18 protein-coding genes are annotated in these 19,611 nt (G+C 61.2%); 4 read left to right on the forward strand and 14 right to left on the reverse strand.

Features of this window, described 5'->3' with window-relative positions; all coding sequences use genetic code 11:
* Nucleotides 1-4: 4 nt before the first annotated feature.
* The 7 genes from BSF40_RS04500 to BSF40_RS04530 form a co-directional block, all read right to left on the reverse strand.
* A complete protein-coding gene (locus BSF40_RS04500; RefSeq protein ID WP_095964236.1) occupies nucleotides 5-535 on the reverse strand; it encodes a hypothetical protein in 531 nt (176 codons plus the stop codon).
* Nucleotides 536-626: 91 nt separating this feature from the next.
* Nucleotides 627-1,193, reverse strand: coding sequence for a phosphonate degradation HD-domain oxygenase (locus BSF40_RS04505; RefSeq protein WP_095964237.1), 567 nt, complete (start codon nucleotides 1,191-1,193; stop codon nucleotides 627-629).
* Nucleotides 1,194-1,328: 135 nt separating this feature from the next.
* Nucleotides 1,329-2,354 (reverse strand): putative 2-aminoethylphosphonate ABC transporter substrate-binding protein, encoded by a 1,026-nt coding sequence (locus BSF40_RS04510; protein WP_095964238.1) that lies wholly within the window; start codon nucleotides 2,352-2,354, stop codon nucleotides 1,329-1,331.
* 33 nt (nucleotides 2,355-2,387) lie between these two features.
* Nucleotides 2,388-4,112: a putative 2-aminoethylphosphonate ABC transporter permease subunit gene (locus tag BSF40_RS04515; RefSeq protein WP_095964239.1), complete on the reverse strand. Its 1,725-nt coding sequence runs from the start codon at nucleotides 4,110-4,112 to the stop codon at nucleotides 2,388-2,390.
* Complete coding sequence (locus tag BSF40_RS04520) at nucleotides 4,112-5,188, reverse strand: putative 2-aminoethylphosphonate ABC transporter ATP-binding protein (protein WP_095964240.1); 1,077 nt, start codon at nucleotides 5,186-5,188, stop codon at nucleotides 4,112-4,114. The genes BSF40_RS04515 and BSF40_RS04520 overlap by 1 nt, the downstream gene beginning before the upstream one ends.
* Before the next feature lie 228 nt (nucleotides 5,189-5,416).
* A complete protein-coding gene (locus BSF40_RS04525; protein ID WP_095964241.1) occupies nucleotides 5,417-6,280 on the reverse strand; it encodes a LysR family transcriptional regulator in 864 nt (287 codons plus the stop codon).
* Nucleotides 6,281-6,296: 16 nt separating this feature from the next.
* Nucleotides 6,297-8,561 carry a heavy metal translocating P-type ATPase gene (locus tag BSF40_RS04530; protein WP_095964242.1) on the reverse strand — a complete coding sequence of 755 codons (2,265 nt, stop codon included), beginning with the start codon at nucleotides 8,559-8,561 and terminating at the stop codon, nucleotides 6,297-6,299.
* 93 nt (nucleotides 8,562-8,654) lie between these two features.
* Between BSF40_RS04530 and cadR the strand changes: the two genes are divergently transcribed.
* Nucleotides 8,655-9,104: a Cd(II)/Pb(II)-responsive transcriptional regulator gene (gene cadR / locus BSF40_RS04535; RefSeq protein WP_095964243.1), complete on the forward strand. Its 450-nt coding sequence runs from the start codon at nucleotides 8,655-8,657 to the stop codon at nucleotides 9,102-9,104.
* A 126-nt stretch (nucleotides 9,105-9,230) separates the two neighbouring features.
* On the opposite strand, the gene BSF40_RS04540 is transcribed toward cadR, so the two are convergent.
* The 3 genes from BSF40_RS04540 to BSF40_RS04550 form a co-directional block, all read right to left on the reverse strand.
* Complete coding sequence (locus BSF40_RS04540; protein WP_095964244.1) at nucleotides 9,231-10,202, reverse strand: thymidylate synthase; 972 nt, start codon at nucleotides 10,200-10,202, stop codon at nucleotides 9,231-9,233.
* 49 nt (nucleotides 10,203-10,251) lie between these two features.
* On the reverse strand, nucleotides 10,252-11,058 hold the full coding sequence (gene lgt, locus BSF40_RS04545; RefSeq protein ID WP_015097247.1) for a prolipoprotein diacylglyceryl transferase: 807 nt from the start codon (nucleotides 11,056-11,058) through the stop codon (nucleotides 10,252-10,254).
* A 97-nt stretch (nucleotides 11,059-11,155) separates the two neighbouring features.
* Nucleotides 11,156-11,938 (reverse strand): sulfite exporter TauE/SafE family protein, encoded by a 783-nt coding sequence (locus BSF40_RS04550; protein WP_095964245.1) that lies wholly within the window; start codon nucleotides 11,936-11,938, stop codon nucleotides 11,156-11,158.
* Between the two features lie 134 nt (nucleotides 11,939-12,072).
* Between BSF40_RS04550 and BSF40_RS04555 the strand changes: the two genes are divergently transcribed.
* Entirely contained in the window at nucleotides 12,073-12,819 is a 747-nt protein-coding gene (locus tag BSF40_RS04555; RefSeq protein ID WP_095964246.1) for an NRDE family protein, read from the forward strand.
* Nucleotides 12,820-12,933: 114 nt separating this feature from the next.
* Here BSF40_RS04555 and ptsP read toward each other — a convergent pair whose 3' ends face one another.
* Together ptsP and BSF40_RS04565 are read right to left on the reverse strand one after the other, a co-directional pair.
* Nucleotides 12,934-15,213, reverse strand: coding sequence for a phosphoenolpyruvate--protein phosphotransferase (ptsP, locus tag BSF40_RS04560; protein ID WP_007976410.1), 2,280 nt, complete (start codon nucleotides 15,211-15,213; stop codon nucleotides 12,934-12,936).
* A 22-nt stretch (nucleotides 15,214-15,235) separates the two neighbouring features.
* Complete coding sequence (locus BSF40_RS04565; RefSeq protein ID WP_003229203.1) at nucleotides 15,236-15,715, reverse strand: RNA pyrophosphohydrolase; 480 nt, start codon at nucleotides 15,713-15,715, stop codon at nucleotides 15,236-15,238.
* A gap of 143 nt (nucleotides 15,716-15,858) precedes the next feature.
* Between BSF40_RS04565 and BSF40_RS04570 the strand changes: the two genes are divergently transcribed.
* Nucleotides 15,859-16,515 carry an HAD family phosphatase gene (locus BSF40_RS04570; RefSeq protein ID WP_095964247.1) on the forward strand — a complete coding sequence of 219 codons (657 nt, stop codon included), beginning with the start codon at nucleotides 15,859-15,861 and terminating at the stop codon, nucleotides 16,513-16,515.
* A 106-nt stretch (nucleotides 16,516-16,621) separates the two neighbouring features.
* On the opposite strand, the gene BSF40_RS04580 is transcribed toward BSF40_RS04570, so the two are convergent.
* Together BSF40_RS04580 and ilvA are read right to left on the reverse strand one after the other, a co-directional pair.
* A complete protein-coding gene (locus tag BSF40_RS04580) occupies nucleotides 16,622-17,047 on the reverse strand; it encodes a DUF2269 domain-containing protein (protein WP_095964248.1) in 426 nt (141 codons plus the stop codon).
* A gap of 39 nt (nucleotides 17,048-17,086) precedes the next feature.
* Complete coding sequence (gene ilvA, locus BSF40_RS04585) at nucleotides 17,087-18,601, reverse strand: threonine ammonia-lyase, biosynthetic (protein ID WP_007976404.1); 1,515 nt, start codon at nucleotides 18,599-18,601, stop codon at nucleotides 17,087-17,089.
* 267 nt (nucleotides 18,602-18,868) lie between these two features.
* On the opposite strand from ilvA, the gene rpiA reads away from it, so the two are divergent.
* Nucleotides 18,869-19,543 (forward strand): ribose-5-phosphate isomerase RpiA, encoded by a 675-nt coding sequence (gene rpiA / locus BSF40_RS04590; RefSeq protein ID WP_015097253.1) that lies wholly within the window; start codon nucleotides 18,869-18,871, stop codon nucleotides 19,541-19,543.
* Nucleotides 19,544-19,611 lie beyond the last annotated feature (68 nt).

Genomic DNA, 19,611 nt, shown 5'->3' on the forward strand with positions numbered 1-19,611 from the left:
ATCGTCAGCTCCAGTTGAACTGCAGATACGCAGTGCTGAGCTGTGAGACGCGCTGCTGATCCACCGCATCCTGGTCACCGTCGTTATCCATATCGAAGTGGATCAGCCAATCCATCTTCCCGTCGTTGTTGGTGTCATAGGCGGACGCGGTGTAAACGATAGTTTGATCCGACGGTTTGCCGACGCCTTCATGAAAGTGCAGGCGCACGGTGTCTGGCGAACCGTCGTTGGCGAAATCTTCGGTGAATATCTTCAGATAGCGATCCCAGGTATCGCCGCGGTTGAACCATTTGAGCTGCAAGTAGGCGTTGGCAAACGACCTGAGCAACCGCTCGTCCTTGGTGTTTTCCTTACCATCGTTGTTCACATCACCGACCTGGAAATCAACCTTGCCATCAGCCGTGATATCCAGCGCATAGGCCTTATGGATGAGCCTGTCCTCTGCCCCGCTACTCTCCTCGAAAAAATGCAGGAGGACGGTGTCGGCCTTGCCGTTCGCGCTGCGGTCCTGGGCAGTCACTTTCAAATAACGCATGGTGGAGTTTCTCATTGAATAAGGGCCGATCAAGCTAGCCCGTCTCGTCGGAACTCTCTGCGCGAACAGTTTCATTTACTTGTAGGGCATTTCAGCAGGCTTCGAGAGACAAGACTCCGATGGCTTTGCGCTTCAACACCTCCAGATCCGTCACCGGCACATGCATCTCCTTGGCCTGTTCATCCCACTGGCGCATGCGCAAACTGACTTTGCACAACGGGTCCTGCTCGAAGGCATCGGCTTCGGCTTCGGTCATCACACCCCCCTGATATTCCAGGGTCCGGCGACTGGCTTCGCTCAGGCGTTCGTAGTACCCAGGCTCCCTGAGTGTCAGATAACGCTTGGCCTGGACGTGGTACTCCACCAACCGGGCCATGCGTTCGCTGAAGCCGGCCTTGCGCAAATAATCGGCGCCCAGCCGTTCGTGGCTGACCACGCCGTAGCCGCCCATGTTCTCGGCACCCTCGGCGCAGATGTGCCCGATATCGTGGAAGAACGCCGCCAGCACGACTTCGTCGTCGAAGCCTTCGGCCATCGCGCATTGGGCGGCTTGGGACATGTGCTCGATCTGCGACACCGGCTCGCCGATGTAGTCGCTGTCGCCAAAGCGTTCATAGAGGGCGAAGACCTTGGCGACGGTTTGTTCATGGCTGTGCATCAGAAGTCTCCCGATCAGTGAGATTTGTGGTGAATGGTAGACCGCTTTCGCGAGCAAGCCCGCTCCCACATTGGAACGCATTTCCCTGTGGGAGCGGGCTTGCCCGCGAAGAGGCCCCTTCAGCCGATAAAGATCTTACTTGGCCGCCACTTTCTCGGACTTGCCATCATAACGCTTGCGCCATTCGGTCAGGATCTCGTCGCGGTTCTTCGAGGCCCAGGCAAAGTCGTTCTTGATCAGGCGCTGTTCGTAGTCGGCTGGCAGTTCGGTCTGCGGCTTGGCGATACCAGGCTGGGCAAGCACTGCGAAGTTTTCTTTGTACAACTCCATCGCCTCAGAGCTGGCGGAGAAGTCAGCCAGTTTCTTCGCGGCCTCTTCGTGGGCAGTGCCCTTTATCACGGCAGTCGCTTCGATTTCCCAGCCCAGACCTTCCTTCGGCAGGATGATGTCCAGCGGTGCACCCTGGCGTTTCAGTTGAACGGCCGGGTATTCGAAGGAAATACCGATCGGGAATTCACCCGCAGCCGCCAGTTTGCAAGGCTTGGAACCGGAGTGAACGTACTGGCCGATGTTCTGGTGCAGGCCGTCCATGTAGGCCCAGCCCTGCTTCTCGCCGAAGGTTTGCAGCCAGGCGCTGACGTCGAGGAAGCCGGTGCCGGACGATGCCGGGTTCGGCATGACGATCTTGCCTTTGTACTCAGGCTTGGTCAGGTCTTGCCAGCTCACGGGCTTGGTCAGGCCCTGCTTTTCGGCTTCGACGGTGTTGAAGCAAATGGTCGCGGCCCAGACATCCATGCCGACCCAGGCTGGCGGGTTGGCGGCGTCACGGTAGTTGGCGCCGATCTTGCCAAGGTCCTTGGGTGCATAGCTTTGCAGCATGCCCTGCTGGTCGAGGATCGCCAGGCTGGAAGCCGCCAGGCCCCACACGGCGTCAGCCTGCGGGCGGGCTTTTTCGGCGAGCAACTTGGCCGTGATGATGCCGGTGGAATCACGCACCCATTTGATTTCGACGTCCGGGTTGGCCTTTTCGAAGGCTTCTTTATAGGTTTTCAGCTGTTCGGCTTCGAGGGCGGTGTACACCGTCAACTCGGTTTTCGCCGCAAAGGCGTTCAGGCTGAAAGCGGTGAGGACAGCGGCGGCCAGGGCCATAGGCTTGAACATGATCTTTTCCTGTATTTGAGTTGAGGGTGTGAATCAATGACCGGGCGCGGTCTGCCGCCAGGCCTGGGAGCGGCGCAGCAAACCGCGCGAGGCCCCGGCCAGCAGCAGGGACACGCCCGCCGAGGTGAACAGAATCAGGGTCGACATCGCCGCCGCGCCGCCGACGTTGCCGGCGTCGTCCATGTTCAGCACCGCCACCGCCGCGAGGATGGTGTCGGGGCTGTAGAGGAAGATCGCCGCCGAGACGGTGGTCATGGCCGAGACGAACAGGTAGCGCACGATGTCCAGCAACGCCGGCAGGCAGATCGGAACGGTGACGCGCAGGTAATGGCGGTACAGCGGCGCCTTGAGCGACAACGCGGCGGCTTCGAACTCGGCATCGAGTTGACGCAACGCGGTGGTGGCGGTCATTTGCGCGGTGGTCAAATAGTGCGCAATGGTGCAGACGATCAGCAGGGTCATGGTCCCGTACAGCACGTGCAGCGGGTTGCCGGTGAGGTTGAAGAAGAAGACGTAACCCAACCCCAACACCAGGCCCGGCACCGCCATCGGTACGAAGCTGAGCATGCGCAAGGTCAGGTTCAGGCCGCGCTGCCCCCTGGTTTTTTCCATCAGGTAGGCGCCGGTGAAAATCAGCAGGCTGCCGATCAGCGCCGTGCCCAAAGCCATCTTCAAGCTGTTGCCGTAGGCCAGCCAGCCACCGCCGGCGGTTTCATTGAACTGGTAGTGGTTGAGCGACAGCGACAGGTTGTACGGCCAGAATTTCACCAGGGACGAGAACACCGCCATGCCGAACACCAGCAACAACGTAGCGCTGATCAACAGGACGATGGCCAGGTAGCAAGCGTCGCGCAGTTTCGATGGCGCAGGCTTGAACACCTGGGCACGACCGCTCATGGAGTCGCCGTGACGCCGACGCAACCAGGCATCGACGCCAAAGCTGAACAGCGCCGGCAGCAACAACACCATGCCGATCAAGGCACCGCGGCCGAATTGCTGTTGGCCGACCACGGCTTTATAGGCTTCCAGTGCCAGCACCTGATAGTCGCCGCCGACCACCACCGGAACCCCGAAATCAGTGATGGTCAGGGTGAACACCAGGCAGAACGCTGCGAAAACCGCCTGACGGGTCGCCGGCCAGGTGATGCTGCGGAACGCTTTCGCCGGACTGGCGCCCATGCTTGAAGCCGCATCGAACAGTCGCGCATCCGCCAGGGACAAGGCCGACAGAAGAATCATCAAGGCGTGCGGGAAGGTGTAGATCACCTCACCCAGAACAATGCCCCAGAAGCCGTAGATGTTGTCCGAGAGCAGGCCACGCAGCATGCCCTGGTTGCCGAACAGGTAAACCAGCGCAATCCCGGGCAGCATCGACGGTGCCATCAATGGCAGCAGGGAAATGCCACGCCAGATACCTTTACCTGCAATCAGGGTGCGTTGCAGCGCGTAGGCAAACAGATAAGCCAGGGGTACGACAATCGCCGCGACGCTGAGGGAAACCTTCAGACTGTTGCCGAGCAACCAGTGGAAGTTCTCGCTGGTCACCAGTTCTTTCGCTGCAACCCAACCACCACCCTGCCCGGCTTCAGCACTGAAACCACGCCAGAAGATCGCCAGCAACGGCATCAATACGGCAACGCCCAACAGCACCAGCAGAAGCACTTTGCCGCCGACCACGAACAGCCGGTCACCGATCTCGGCACGGGAAGTCTGCCGAACCTGCTGTCGTGGCAGCGGCAGCGCAATGTTCGCGCTCATCAGGCAAACACCTGCAGGCTGCGCGGCGGCAAGGCGACCATGATCTGCCGGGCGCCAAGGCGCGGCATGGCTTCCGGTGCCAGTTCCGCCAATAGCGCATGGCCCGGCAAATGATCGAGCTCGAAGCTCATGCGGCAGCGGTTGCCGAGGAAGGTGATCTCGCGAACCTTGGCCGGGAACAGGTTTTCCTCGTGCACCAGCGGATTGACGTTGATCGCTTCGGGGCGGCAGAACAAGCGGCCCGAGGCGGTCTTGGCGCTGCCTTCGGCCAGGCGCATGTTCATCCCGCCGACCTGGGCGTGGCTGTCGCTGCTGCGCTGGAACGGCAACCAGTTGCCCTGGCCGACGAACTCCGCCACGAACGGCGTGGCCGGGCGGTTGTAGATTTCCTGCGGCGTGGCGTACTGCTCGACCTTGCCGTTGTTCATCACGGCGATACGGTCGGCCATCAGCATGGCCTCGTCCTGATTGTGGGTCACCATCAAGGTGGTGATGCCGAGGTTGCGTTGCAGCTGGCGCAGTTCGGTACACAGATGCTCACGCACCCGGGCATCGAGGGCCGACATCGGCTCGTCGAGCAGCAGCAGCGAAGGTGCCGGGGCCAGCGCGCGGGCCAGTGCAACCCGTTGCTGCTGGCCACCGGACAACTGACCGGGATACTTTTTCTCGCTGCCGCCCAGGCCGACCAGTTCCAGCATCTGACCGACACGCTGGCGAATCTGGTCGCGACCATTGCCGGCGAGGCCGTAGGCAATGTTCGCTTCGACGGTGAGATTGGGGAACAACGCGTAGGACTGGAACAGAATGCCGTAGTCCCGCGCCTGGGGAGCCAGGTGGGAAACGTCGCGATCACCCAGGTACAACTCGCCGCTGTCCTGTTTTTCCAGGCCGGCGATGCAGCGCAGCAAGGTGGTCTTGCCACAGCCCGACGGCCCCAGCAGACACACCAGCTCACCGGCCGCCACGTCGAGTGAAACGTTATCCAGCGCGGTGAAAGCGCCAAAACGTTTCTGTATGCCACGCACCTTCATCGGGGCGCCGGGGTTGGTCAGGGCAGTTGCGATCGAGTTGTTCATGGACGGACCTCATCTGGCAGATGAAGGCCATCCTAGGGTTGTAATGAGTCCGTCATGTGGCAGTAAGGCAAAAACTGCCGATAGTGGTATTCGGGATTTTTGGTTATGCCTTCACAGCAGGCGCTGACTGGACTGACGCCTTCGCGAGCAAGCCCGCTCCCACTGGGATTGCAGTCAACTGTGGGAGCGGGCTTGCTCGCGAAGAGGTCATCACTGGCAGCACAAAAATCAAGCCGGCGCCATTTCCTGCGCCAACCCGAGAAACGCCGCCGGCAACCGCGCGCTTTTGCGTTCCTTGAGGCAATACAGGTATTCGGGGATCTGCGGTGCATTTTCGATGGTCAGCACCCGCAGTTGCGGATCATGGGGGACTTCCTGGCGGGCGATGATGCTGATGCCGATGTTGCGCAGCACTGCTTCGCGGATCGATTCGCGGCTGCCGATCTCCAGCAGCGGCCCGAAACTCACTCCGGCGCTGGCCAGCAACGCTTCGGTCAGGCGTCGAGTGGTCGAGCCCGGTTCGCGCATCAGCAGGGTATGCCCGGCCAGGGCGCCAAGTGGCACGTGATCATGAACCGCCAGTGGATGATTGCGATGCACCGCCAGCACCAGCGGATCGCTACCGAGCACCCGGCGAATCAGCCGCGCGTCATCGAGCAACTGCGACGACGCCGCAACATCGACCCGGTACTCTTCCAGCGCTTCAAGCACTTGCTGGGAATTGCCGATTTCCACCGACACCTCCACCTGCGGCAAACGCTCGCGAAAGGTTTTCACCAGGTCGAGGATGTAATACGGCGCCGTGGCGGCAATGCGCAATGTGCCCTGGACCTGGCCGCAGTTACGCAGGAAAAACTCGATGTCGGCTTCCTGCTGCATCAGCACCTTGACCATCGGCAGCAGCCGCGCCCCCTCCTCGCTGACGCTGAGACGCCGACCGCCACGGTAGAACAGCTCGACCGCATACTGACTCTCCAGGTTGCGGATCTGCGTCGTCACCGTCGGCTGGCTCAGGCCAAGCTTTTTGGCAGCCTGGGTAATGCTGCCCAGGCGGGCCACCATGTAAAACGCCTTCAGCTCGGCACTCAGCACAACCGCCCCTCATTCTTTACTTGCGCAGCAGGCGCAAACCGTTGAACACCACCAGCAAACTCACGCCCATGTCGGCGAACACTGCCATCCACATGGTAGCGATCCCGGCGAAGGTTACCCCAAGAAAGATCGCCTTGATGACCAACGCCAGGGCGATGTTCTGTTTGAGGATGCTCGACGTCTGCCGCGACAGGCGAATGAATGCCGGGATCTTGCGCAGATCGTCGTCCATCAGGGCGACATCGGCGGTTTCAATCGCGGTATCGGTGCCTGCGGCGGCCATGGCGAAACCGATCTCGGAACGCGCCAGCGCAGGCGCGTCGTTGATGCCGTCGCCAACCATGCCGACCCGGTGCCCCAGGGCATAAAGGGCCTCGATAGACTGCAATTTGTCCCCCGGCAACAGGTCGCCCCTGGCTTCATCGATGCCGACCTGCGCGGCAATGGCTTGCGCGGTGTGGACGTTGTCGCCGGTGAGCATCAGGGTTTTGATGCCCAGGTCATGCAGTTGCTCGATGGCTTCGCGACTGGAGGCCTTTACCGTATCGGCGACAGCGAACAGTGCCAAAGGACCGGACGAATCAAGCAGCAGCACCACCGACTTGCCCTGCTTTTCCAGGGCAAACAGTTTTTCTTCCAGCGCCGGCGAGCACAGGCCCAGATCCTCCACCAGACGATGGTTGCCCAAATGGTAGAGCTGGCCGTTGATCTCGCCGCGCACACCGCGCCCGCCCAGGGCTTCGAAGTTATCCACAGTCAGCGTCGCGCTTTGGTTATCCACAGCCGCTTTGGCGATGGCCAGGGAAACCGGATGATCCGAACGCCCGGCCAGCGCGGCGGCAATGGCTGGCGCCGAAGCATCGGCGGTCGGGTCCAGCGACAGGTAATCGGTCTGCACCGGCTTGCCGTGGGTGATGGTGCCGGTCTTGTCCAGGGCCAGGTAGTCGAGCTTGTAACCACCTTCCAGATAGACGCCGCCCTTGACCAGGATCCCTTTGCGCGCCGCCGCCGCGAGACCGCTGACGATGGTCACCGGCGTGGAAATCACCAGTGCACACGGGCACGCCACCACCAGCAGCACCAGTGCCCGATAGATCCAGTCGAACCACAATTCGCCCATGAACAGCGGTGGGATGACCGCCACTGCCAGCGCAAGGACAAACACTGCCGGGGTGTAGATCTTCGAAAATTGATCGACGAATCGCTGGGTCGGCGCCCGCGCGCCCTGGGCCTGTTCAACGGCGTGGATGATACGTGCCAGGGTCGAATTACCCGCGGCGGCAGTGACCGCGTACTCAAGGGAACCGGCCTGATTGATGGTACCGGCGAACACTTTGTCGCCGACGGTTTTCTCCACCGGCAGGCTTTCCCCGGTAATGGGCGCCTGATCGATGGTCGAACGCCCGGACAGTACTTCGCCGTCCAGACCGATGCGTTCGCCGGGACGCACACGCACCCGAGCGCCGATTTCGATGATTTTGACATCCTGCTCGACCCAACTGCCGTCGGCCTGCAACACCGTCGCCTGCTCCGGCGCCATTTGCATCAGCCCGCCGATGGCATTGCGCGCACGATCCAGGGAGCGAGCCTCGATCAGCTCGGCCACGGTGAACAGGAACATCACCATCGCCGCTTCCGGCCACTGACCGATCAGGACCGCGCCGGTAACGGCAATGCTCATCAGTGCGTTGATGTTCAGATTGAGGTTCTTGAGCGCGATCCAGCCCTTTTTATAGGTGCCGAGACCGCCGCTGAGGATGGACACCAGCGCAATGACCGCGACCACCCAATCAGGCGCGGTCGCGGTGAAGTGGATGACTTCCGCCAGTAATGCGCCCACACCGGACAACGCCAATGGCCACCAGTGTTTCCTGTCGGGTTTCGCTGCCGGTGTTTCAGTCCCCCCCTGCTCCAGCGGTTCGGCGTGCATGCCCAGGGACTTGATCGCCTCGATGATTGGCTCGGTGCCTGGCAAATCGTGGGTCACGCCGAGCACCCGGTTGATCAGATTGAACTCCAGCTGCTGCACGCCTGTCAGCTTGCTTAGCTTATTCTGGATCAGCGTCTGCTCGGTCGGGCAGTCCATCGCCTCGATGCGAAAGCTGCTCAGACGGGCACCCGCCGTCGGCGATTCGCTCAGCGTGACCCGAGCAGGCGCTGCCGTTTTTGATGAACAGCAAGCGTCGCCGTGACCGCCATGGTCATGCTTGGGCAAGGGTCGAAGCTTAACGCCGATTTCATGTTCGGCCACAGGTTTGTGGGTATGCTGAGAATCGCTCATTGGTTGCGTCCATAAGAGTGCCTGTTGCCCAGTAAAGACCCTGTAGCCACTATAGGGTCAAGCACCCATTTTGGAGTTATGGAGATTGTCGTCATGAAGATTGGAGAATTGGCGAAACTCACGGACTGCGCCGTAGAGACGATCCGTTACTACGAGCGCGAGAACCTTCTGCCGGAACCGGCCCGCAGTGACGGCAACTATCGCGTCTACACCCAGGCCCACGCCGAGCGCCTGACCTTCATCCGCAACTGTCGCACCCTCGACATGACCCTCGAGGAAATCCGCAGCTTGCTGGCATTTCGCGACAGTCCCCAGGACCAGTGCGAAAGCGTCAACGCACTGATCGATGAGCACATCCACCACGTCAAGGCGCGGATCGACGGCCTGCTGGCCTTGCAGGCACAACTGCTCGACCTGCGCCAACGCTGCAGCGAGAGGCCGGGTGTCGATCAATGCGGGATTTTGCAGCGGCTGGAAGTGAGCGGCGGGGTTGTGGCGACAGAGGCTGAGCATTCACATGTCGGCCGCAGTCACGGCCACTAACACGATCCCCTGTAGGAGCGAGCTTGCTCGCGATGAACTCAAGGACGACGCATGTTTTCAGATAAAACGCGTCATCGTTCACGTACATCGCGAGCAAGCTCGCTCCTACAGAGGGATGCGTAAGCTTTAGACCGCCATCGGTGCGGTCATTGGCGCGTGGTGCTCGTAGCCTTCCAGTGAGAAGTCGCCCGGTTCGACCAGTTCCAGCCACTCCGGCTGGTAAACGCCTGTCTTGGCAAACTCCGGCACACGGTCGGAAATTACCAGTTTCGGCATCGGGAACGGTTCACGCTTGAGCTGTTCGTTGAGCATGTCCAGGTGATTTTCGTAGACGTGCGCATCACCGATGAAATAGGTGAACCAGCGTGGCGTGTAGCCGGTCAGGCGACCGATCAGGCTCAGCAGCGCGGCGCCTTCGGTGAGGTTGAACGGCGTGCCCAGGCCCAGGTCGTTGGAGCGGATGTAGAGGGTCAAGGAGATCTCCCTGGTCTCGACATTCGGGTGGAACTGGTACAGCAGGTGGCACGGCGGCAAGGCCATTTCATCAAGCTGGGCGCAGTTCCAGCCGTGGAACAGGATGCGACGGCTGCCCGGGTCCTTGATGATGGTGTCGACGCACTGGCGAACCTGGTCGATGGCCTTGTACAGCACCACATAGGCCTGGCCGTTTTCTTCGCCTTCGGCAATCTGGCGGTAGCCTTGCTTGAGGGTCTGCTCGATGGCGGCCGGGTTGCTGAGCGGAATCTGCTTGTATGCCGGCCATTTGCGCCATTGCACGCCGTAGATTTCGCCAAGGTCGTCTTCGCCCTGGCGGAACGGGTTGGCCAGCCACTGGGCGTTTTCGTTGGCGTTCTGGTCCCAGACCTTGCAGCCCAGGGCGCGGAATTCGGCAGCGTTGTTCACGCCACGGAGGAATCCGCACATTTCGCCGATGGCCGATTTGAAGGCCATCTTACGCGTGGTGATCGCCGGAAAACCTTCCAGCAGGTCGTAACGCAGCATCGCGCCGGGAAAACTGATGGTGTTCACGCCGGTACGGTTGGCCTGTTTGGTGCCGTTCTTGATGACGTGGGCGACCAGTTCGAGATATTGCTTCATGAGTTACCTGTGTCCTTGAACCCGCAGCCATCGCTGCGGGGTTCGAATTTTATACGGCTGCCGCTGGCGTTGCCGGGGCGCGGTGATACGCCAGCCAGATCAGGACCAGGCCGCCGACGATCATTGGCAGGCACAGCACCTGGCCCATGGTCAGCCAGTTCCAGGCCAGATAGCCCAGTTGCGCGTCCGGTACGCGGACGAACTCGACGATGAAACGGAAGATGCCATAGAACAGCGCGAACATGCCCGATACCGCCATGGTCGGCCGCGGCTTGCGCGAGAACAGCCAGAGGATCAGGAACAGCGCCACGCCTTCGAGGGCGAACTGGTACAGCTGCGAGGGGTGACGCGCCAGTTGCGCCGGATCGGTCGGAAAGACCATCGCCCACGGCACATCGGTTGCCTTGCCCCACAACTCGGCGTTGATGAAGTTGCCGATACGCCCGGCCCCCAGGCCAATCGGCACCATCGGCGCAACGAAGTCCATCAGCTGGAAGAACGACTTGTTGTTCTTTTTGCCGAACCACAACGCCGCCAGCATCACGCCGATGAAACCGCCATGGAACGACATGCCACCCTTCCACACTTCGAAAATCAGCGTCGGGTTGGCCAGATAAGCGCTCAGGTCGTAGAACAGCACATAACCCAGGCGTCCGCCGACGATCACCCCCATCGACATCCAGAACACCATGTCGGAGAGCTTCTCCTTGGTCCAGGTCGGGTCGAAGCGGTTCAACCGGCGGGAGGCCAGCAGCCACGCGCCGCCGATGCCGATCAGGTACATCAGGCCGTACCAGTGGATTTTCAGCGGACCGATGGCCAGGGCCACCGGGTCGATCTGCGGGTAAGGCAGCATTGCGACTCCTCGTTAGAGTTCAAATCTTAAAAATTCCCGGGCGACGCTGCCACCTCAGGATTAAGCCAGGATTGCGCTGTGCGTCAGAGCAGATGCTTCAGACTAGAAAGTTCAGACCGACGCAGAACAGCAAAGCGGCAAACAGCCTTTTCAGCAACCTCGGCGACAACCTGTGGGCCAGTCGCGCGCCCAAACGGGCGAACACCATGCTGGTCAGGGCAATGCCCAGCAGCGCCGGCAAATAAACAAAACCGAGACTATGGGCCGGAAGCAACGGATCGTGCCAGCCCAGAATCATGAAACTTAATGCACTGGCCAGGGCAATCGGCAGCCCGCAGGCCGATGAAGTGGCCACGGCTTGCTGCATCGGTACGCTGCGCCAGGTCAGGAATGGCACGGTCAACGAACCGCCGCCAATGCCGAAAATCGCCGAGGCCCAGCCAATCACGCTGCCGGCCACGGTCAGACCGAGTTTGCCCGGCACGGTTCGGCTGGCCTTGGGTTTGACCTCCAGTGCCAATTGAGCGGCGATCACCAGGGCAAATACACCAATGAGTTTCTGCAGGTTGGGGCCGGAAATCGCTTCCGCCGTCAGGGCGCCGAACCCGGCACCGATCAGTATGCCGACGGTCATCCACATGAAGATCGGCCAAAGTACGGCGCCACGGCGGTGATGCTCGCGTACCGCGTTGACCGAGGTAAAGATGATCGTCGCCAGGGACGTCCCCACCGCCAGGTGCGTGAGGATCGATGGATCGAAGCCTTGGGCCTTGAAGCTGAACACCAGCACCGGGACGATGATGATCCCGCCACCCACGCCAAACAGCCCGGCGAGCACACCTGCACAGGCGCCGAGCGCCAGATAGAGCAGAAATTCCATGGTTGTCCCGCCCGCATCCCCAAAACCGGAGCGGCATGGTAACGGATGCATAGCCTCAAGCTCCACTATGCAAGGCGATGGATCGATGAGCGATGTCTGCGTAGAGTGGGCAAAAAACACACAAGGACTCCCTTATGTGCCTGATTGTTTTTGCCTGGCGCCCGGGCCATGCCCAGCCGCTGGTCGTGGCGGCCAATCGCGATGAATTCTACGCCCGCCCCAGCCTCCCACTGGCGCCATGGCCCGAAGCACCCCAGGTGTACGCCGGACGCGACCTGGAGGCCGGAGGTACCTGGCTCGGTGTCGGTGCCAACGGACGCTTTGCCGCGCTGACCAACATTCGCGACCCCCATCGACCGCCAGGGCGCAAGTCTCGTGGGGAGCTGGTCGCGCGATTTCTCACCGGGGAAATGCCAATTGACGACTATTTAGCCGACGTTGTCGACCGTTCGCTGGAATATGGTGGCTTTAACCTGCTGGTCGGCAATCCCCATGAGCTCTGGCACTTCAATCAACGGGAATCGGAAGCCGTCATGCTGGCCCCGGGGGTCTACGGGCTATCCAATGCCGGGCTGGATACACCCTGGCCGAAACTGCTCAAGGCCAAAGCGGCGTTGAGCGAGGTGCTGAATGATCCGCAGCCTCAGGCACTGCTGGCGCTATTGAGCGATGCGCAGACCGCGCCATTTGCCGAGTTGCCGGACACGGGAGTGGGGTTGGCGACCGAGACGTTGCTGTCGAGTGTGTTCATTGCCAGCCAGAGTTATGGGACGCGGGCGAGTACGGCGTTGATTGTGCAGGCGGATGGCACGCGGCATATCGTGGAACGCAGTTTCGGGCCGTATGGCGGGCATCTTGGGGAAGTGGAGATCAGAATTTAGTTTTGCGCTGTTCGTTCGGGCCCTTTCGCGAGCAAGCCCGCTCCCACAGGGGATTTGCGTCGTTCACAAATCCAGTGTGGGAGCGGGCTTGCTCGCGAAGAGGCCGCTACAAGCTCAGAGGGGCTTGATCGCCGCCGGATTGATCATCCGCGCCAACCCGAGGTTCTTCAGCGCCAGTTGCAGCGAGCTGTGGATAACCTGCGGGTTGTCGATGGTCATCAGCTCGGCCAGTAATTCCCTGGCCTTGCTCAGGTTGATCTGGCGCAGCATCCACTTCACCTTCGGCAAGTTGGTGGCGTTCATCGACAGGCTGTCGAAACCCATCGCCATCAACAGCACGGCCGCCGCCGGGTCACCGGCCATTTCACCGCAGATGCTCACCGGTTTGCCTTCGGCATGGGCGTCACGCACGACGTTCTGCAATGCCTGAAGCACCGCCGGGTGCAGGTAGTCGTAAAGATCGGCAACCCGCGGGTTGTTGCGGTCCACGGCCAACAGGTATTGGGTCAGGTCGTTGGAGCCGACCGACAGGAAGTCCACCTGCCGCGCCAGCTCCTTGGTCTGGTACACCGCCGCGGGGATCTCGATCATCACGCCAATCGGCGGCATCGGCACGTCACAGCCTTCGTCGCGCACTTCGCCCCAGGCGCGGTGGATCAGGTGCAGCGCTTCTTCCAATTCATGAATGCCGGAGATCATCGGCAGCAGAATGCGCAGGTTGTTCAAGCCTTCGCTGGCCTTGAGCATGGCACGGGTCTGCACCAGGAAGATTTCCGGGTGGTCGAGGGTAACGCGAATGCCGCGCCAGCCGAGGAACGGGTTGTCTTCCTTGATCGGGAAGTACGACAGCGACTTGTCGCCACCGATGTCCAGGGTGCGCATGGTCACCGGTTGCGGGTGGAACGCGGCCAGTTGTTCGCGGTAGATCGCCAGTTGTTCCTTTTCGCTCGGGAAACGCTGGTTGATCATGAACGGCACTTCGGTGCGGTACAGGCCCACGCCTTCGGCACCGCGCTTCTGCGCCCGCGCCACGTCCGCCAGCAGGCCGGTGTTGACCCACAGCGGCATGCGGTGGCCATCGACCGTGATACACGGCAGATCACGCAGTGCATCCAGCCCGAGGGCCAGTTGCTTCTCTTCCTCGACCACTTCGGCGAACTGCTTGCGCAGCACGTCACTCGGGTTGGTGTAGACCTCGCCGTGGTAGCCGTCGACAATCATCTGGATGCCGTCGACCTTGGAGTACGGCAGGTCGACCAGGCCCATCACGGTCGGGATGCCCATGGCGCGGGCGAGAATCGCGACGTGGGAGTTACCGGAACCGAGCACCGACACCAGGCCGGCCAGCTTGCCTTCCGGCACCTCGCCGAGCATTGCCGGCGTCAGCTCTTCGCTGACCAGAATGGTGTTGTCGGGGTAGACCAGGGTTTGCTGGCGCTCTTCCTGCAAATAAGCCAGCAGGCGCCGGCCGAGGTCCTTGACGTCCGAGGCGCGCTCACGCAGGTAGGCGTCGTCCATCAATTCGAAACGGTTGACGTGATCGGTGACCACCTGGCGCAACGCGCCCTGGGCCCACTGACCGGTCTTGATCACGGTGGTGACTTCGCTGCCCAGCGCGGCATCGTCGAGCATCATCAGGTAGACGTCGAACAGGGCCCGTTCTTCCGGGCGCAACTGCGTGGCGAGCTTGGCCGACAACGCGCGCATGTCGGCGCGCACGCCTTCGATGGCGGTCTTGAACAGCCCGAGTTCGGCGTCGATGTCGGTGATGGTCTTGTCCGGCACCACGTCCAGGTCGGCCGGTGGCAGCATGACCACCGCCGTACCCACAGCCGCACCCGGCGAACCCGGTACGCCGACGAACTTGGCCTCCTGGATGCCTTTACCCTGACGACCGAGGCCACGGATCGAGCCGGTGGCTTCGGCGTGGGCGATAACGCCGGCGAGCTGTGCGCTCATGGTCACGAGGAAGGCTTCTTCACCTTCATCGAACTGGCGACGTTCTTTTTGCTGAATGACCAACACGCCGACGACGCGGCGGTGGTGAATGATCGGCGCCCCGAGGAATGAGGCGAAGCGCTCTTCACCGGTCTCGGCGAAGTAGCGGTAGCGCGGGTGGTCCGCAGCGTTTTCGAGGTTCAGGGGTTCTTCGCGCGTACCGACCAGGCCAACCAGACCTTCGTTGGGTGCCATGCTGACTTTGCCGATCGAGCGCTTGTTCAAGCCCTCGGTGGCCATCAGCACGAAGCGGTTGGTCTCGGGGTCAAGCAGGTAGACCGAGCAGACCTGGCTGCCCATGGCCTCTTTGACGCGCAACACAATAATCCCCAACGCCGCCTTGAGATCCTTGGCGGAGTTAACTTCCTGGACGATCTTGCGCAGCGTATTGAGCATGGCTCGGGGTCGAACTCCGTCGTCAGTCGCGCGCTAAAAGGCGCGGGGCAAGCTCTTTGAGAGCGCGTCGATACACCTCGCGCTTGAATGTCACCACCTGGCCCAACGGATACCAATAGCTGACCCAGCGCCAACCATCGAATTCCGGTTTACCGGTCAAATCCATCCGCACCCGTTGCTCGTTGGAGATCAGGCGCAGGAGAAACCATTTCTGTTTCTGGCCGATGCACAGCGGTTGGCTGTGGGTACGTACCAGACGTTGCGGCAAACGATAGCGCAACCAGCCCCGGGTGCAGGCGAGAATTTCAACATCTTCGCGCTCCAGGCCTACTTCTTCGTTCAGCTCGCGGTACAAGGCGTCTTCCGGCGTCTCTTCGGGGTTGATCCCCCCCTGCGGAAACTGCCAGGCATCTTGATTGATTCGGCGAGCCCATAGCACCTGGCCGGCGTCATTCGTCAGAATGATCCCGACATTGGGGCGAAAACCATCGGGGTCGATCACGGCAACAACCTCGCAAACGCATGTCGCCGCATTGTTCCACAAAGGTTGTTAAGGCGGCAACGAAGGTTCCTACCTTATGTGCACTCTTGTGAAAAGACCGTATTCTTGTCGCCTTTTTACTGACTTTTCAGCGGGTAACTGCAATGCGCCTGGCTTTATTCGATTTGGACAACACCCTCCTGGGCGGTGACAGCGATCACGCTTGGGGCGATTACCTGTGCGAGCGCGGCTTTCTCGACGCCGTCGCCTACAAGGCACGCAACGATGAGTTCTACCAGGATTACCTGGCCGGCAAACTGGATAACGCTGCTTACCTGAACTTCTGCCTGGAAGTCCTCGGGCGCACCGAAATGGCTACGCTGGATCAGTGGCACAGCGACTACATGCGCGACTGCATCGAACCGATCGTACTGCCCAAGGCCATTGAGCTGCTGGCCAAGCACCGCGACGCCGGCGACAAACTGGTGATCATTACCGCCACCAACCGCTTCGTCACCGGGCCGATTGCCGAGCGCCTGGGGGTCGAAACCCTGATCGCCACCGAATGCGAAATGCTCGACGGCCGCTACACCGGGCGCAGCACCGATGTTCCATGCTTCCGCGAAGGCAAGGTGACGCGGCTGAATCGCTGGCTGGAAGAAACCGGGTTTACGCTGCAAGACAGCTACTTCTATAGCGACTCGATGAATGATCTGCCGCTGCTGGAGCAGGTGACGAATCCTGTCGCTGTCGATCCTGATTCGAACCTGCGGGCCGAGGCCGAGAAGCGTGGCTGGCCGGTGATTTCGTTGCGCGACTGATATCGCTTTACTGTAGGAGCGAGCTTGCTCGCGAAAAACTCAAGGTCGCTGCGGGGCTTCAGGCGCCCCGCGTTTTCGTTAACGCCCATCGCGAGCAGGCTCGCTCCTACACGGGCTTGGCACCCATCAACCCGGCAATGGCGACAAAACAGACAAAACTGAACAACGCCAGGGCAAAGGTGAACTTCCCCACGCCACCCGGCGCCTTGCGCAGCTTGTTCAGCCGCACCAGCAGCCAGAACCACGCCAGTGCCGCCACGGTGTACAGCACACTGGAGACTAGCAACCAGGTATGTCCCAACGGCCAGCCCACCAGGTGCACCATCCACCAGCCGGTAAACGGCATGCTCAGCAGCGCCAGCCCCATCAACAGCCAGACAAATACACGTGGCCGTTGCAGGGTGCGGCTTCCCGCCGTTGCATCACCCTTGCGCCGCGCAAGCAAAACCCAGACGCCCAGACCCAGCGCACAGGCCAGCAGTACAACGGTTGCCACCATGTGCGCCGCTTTCAGGGCAGTTAACGTTTCCATTGTTCGATTTCCTTATGACCTGCCCATCAGCGTAGTCCCTCAGCCAAGAAACAGCTGATAGGCCGGGTTGTCGCTTTCGTCCCAGTACGGGTAACCGATTTCTTCCAGCGCCGCCGGCACCAGGTGGCGCTCGTCGTGCGGCACTTGCAGGCCCGCGACGACACGGCCATCCGCCGCGCCATGGTTGCGGTAATGGAACATCGAGATGTTCCAGCGCCCACCGAGCTTGTTGAGGAAGTTGAAAAGCGCCCCCGGACGCTCCGGGAATTCGAAACGCAGGATCACTTCGTCGACCACATGCGCCGCACGCCCGCCGACCATGTGGCGGATGTGCAACTTGGCCAGTTCATTGTCGGTCAAGTCCAGCACCGGGAAACCTTGCTCGCTCAGGCTGGCGATCAGGGCGCTGCGCGGGTCGTTTTCCGGGTGGGTCTGCACGCCGACAAAGATGTGCGCTTCACTGCCAGTGTTGTAGCGGTAGTTGAATTCGGTGATCTGGCGCTTGCCGATGGCTTCGCAGAACGCCTTGAAGCTGCCCGGCTTCTCGGGAATGGTCACGGCGATGATCGCTTCGCGGCCCTCGCCCAGTTCCGCACGCTCGGCGACGTGGCGCAGGCGGTCGAAGTTGACGTTGGCCCCGGAGTCGATGGCGACGAAAGTCTGGCCGCTGACACCGCGCTGCTCGACATACTTCTTGATCCCGGCCACGCCCAAAGCGCCGGCAGGTTCGGTGATCGAGCGGGTATCGTCGTAGATATCCTTGATGGCGGCACAGATTTCGTCGGTGCTCACGGTAATCACTTCATCGACATGGTCCTTGCAGATGTCAAAGGTGTGCTGACCGATCTGAGCCACCGCAACCCCGTCGGCGAAGATGCCCACGGTCGGCAACACCACACGCTCGCCCGCCGCCATGGCGGCTTGCAGGCAATTGGAGTCATCCGGCTCGACGCCGATGATCTTGATGTCCGGGCGCAGGTACTTCACGTACGCCGCAATGCCGGCAATCAGGCCGCCACCGCCCACCGGGACGAAAATCGCATCCAGTGGCTGCGGGTGCTGGCGCAGAATCTCCATCGCCACGGTGCCCTGCCCGGCGATGGTGTGGGGATCGTCGTACGGGTGAATGTAGACGTAGCCTTTTTCATCGACCAGTTTCAGCGAATAAGCCAGGGCTTCCGGGAACGAATCGCCGTGCAGCACCACTTTACCGCCGCGCGAGCGCACGCCTTCGACCTTGATCTCCGGGGTGGTCTTTGGCATGACGATGGTCGCTTTCACACCCAGCACCTTCGCCGCCAGGGCCAGGCCTTGCGCATGGTTGCCCGCCGAAGCCGTCACTACGCCGCGGGCGCGCTCCTCGTCGCTCAACTGGGTCAACTTGTTGTAGGCGCCGCGAATCTTGAAGGAGAACACCGGCTGCAAGTCTTCGCGCTTGAGCCAAATGCTGTTGCCCAGCCGCTCGGAAAGCTGGCGGGCAGACTGCAGCGGGGTTTCTACGGCAACGTCATAAACGCGCGAGGTGAGGATCTTTTTGACGTACTGTTCAAGCATCGGAAAGCATCACTGAGCGGGTTGGGCGGGACCAAGGAGTCTAACCCGGCTTTCAGTTACACGACCACCTGTTGTAGGAGCGAGCTTGCTCGCGAAAAACGCAATGGCACCGCTGCACATCTATTTTCACGCGTTATCGTTCACGACCATCGCGAACAAGCTCGCTCCTACAAGGAACGATTGACCTGCCAATCGGGCAATGACCTTCCCCGCCCCGAAGCCTATAATGCCGGCCTTTCGTTCCCTCCTCGGCACTCCGGAGCCCGCATGAACCAGGATCAACTCAAACAGGCAGTGGCCCAGGCCGCCGTCGACTTCATCCTCCCGAAACTCGACGACAAGAGCATCGTCGGGGTCGGCACCGGCTCCACCGCCAACTGCTTCATCGATGCCCTGGCCCAGCACAAGGGCGCATTCGATGGCGCCGTCGCCAGTTCCGAAGCCACCGCCGCGCGCCTCAAGGGCCACGGGATTCCGGTGTACGAGCTGAATACCGTCAGCGACCTGGAGTTCTATGTCGACGGCGCCGATGAAAGCGACGAGCACCTGAACCTGATCAAGGGTGGCGGCGCCGCCCTGACCCGCGAGAAGATCGTGGCGGCCGTGGCCAAGACGTTCATCTGCATCGCCGATGCCAGCAAACTGGTGCCGGTCCTCGGTACTTTCCCGCTGCCGGTGGAAGTCATCCCGATGGCCCGCAGCCATGTGGCCCGCGAACTGGTGAAGCTCGGTGGCGACCCGGTCTACCGCGAAGGCGTGCTGACCGACAACGGCAACATCATCCTCGATGTGTTCAACATGCAGATCACCAACCCGGTGGAACTGGAGACACAGATCAACGCGATCGTCGGCGTGGTCACCAATGGTTTGTTCGCGGCACGTCCGGCGGATCTGTTGTTGCTGGGTACCAGCGAAGGTGTGAAGACCCTGCGCGCGGAATAAGCCAGACTGCCCAAATTCTCTGGGCAGATGAATGACCTGTGGGAGCGGGCTTGCTCGCGAAGGGGCCG

It is taken from the genome of Pseudomonas sp. ACN5, assembly GCF_002303975.1.
GTDB classification, from domain to species: Bacteria; Pseudomonadota; Gammaproteobacteria; order Pseudomonadales; family Pseudomonadaceae; genus Aquipseudomonas; species Aquipseudomonas laurylsulfatiphila.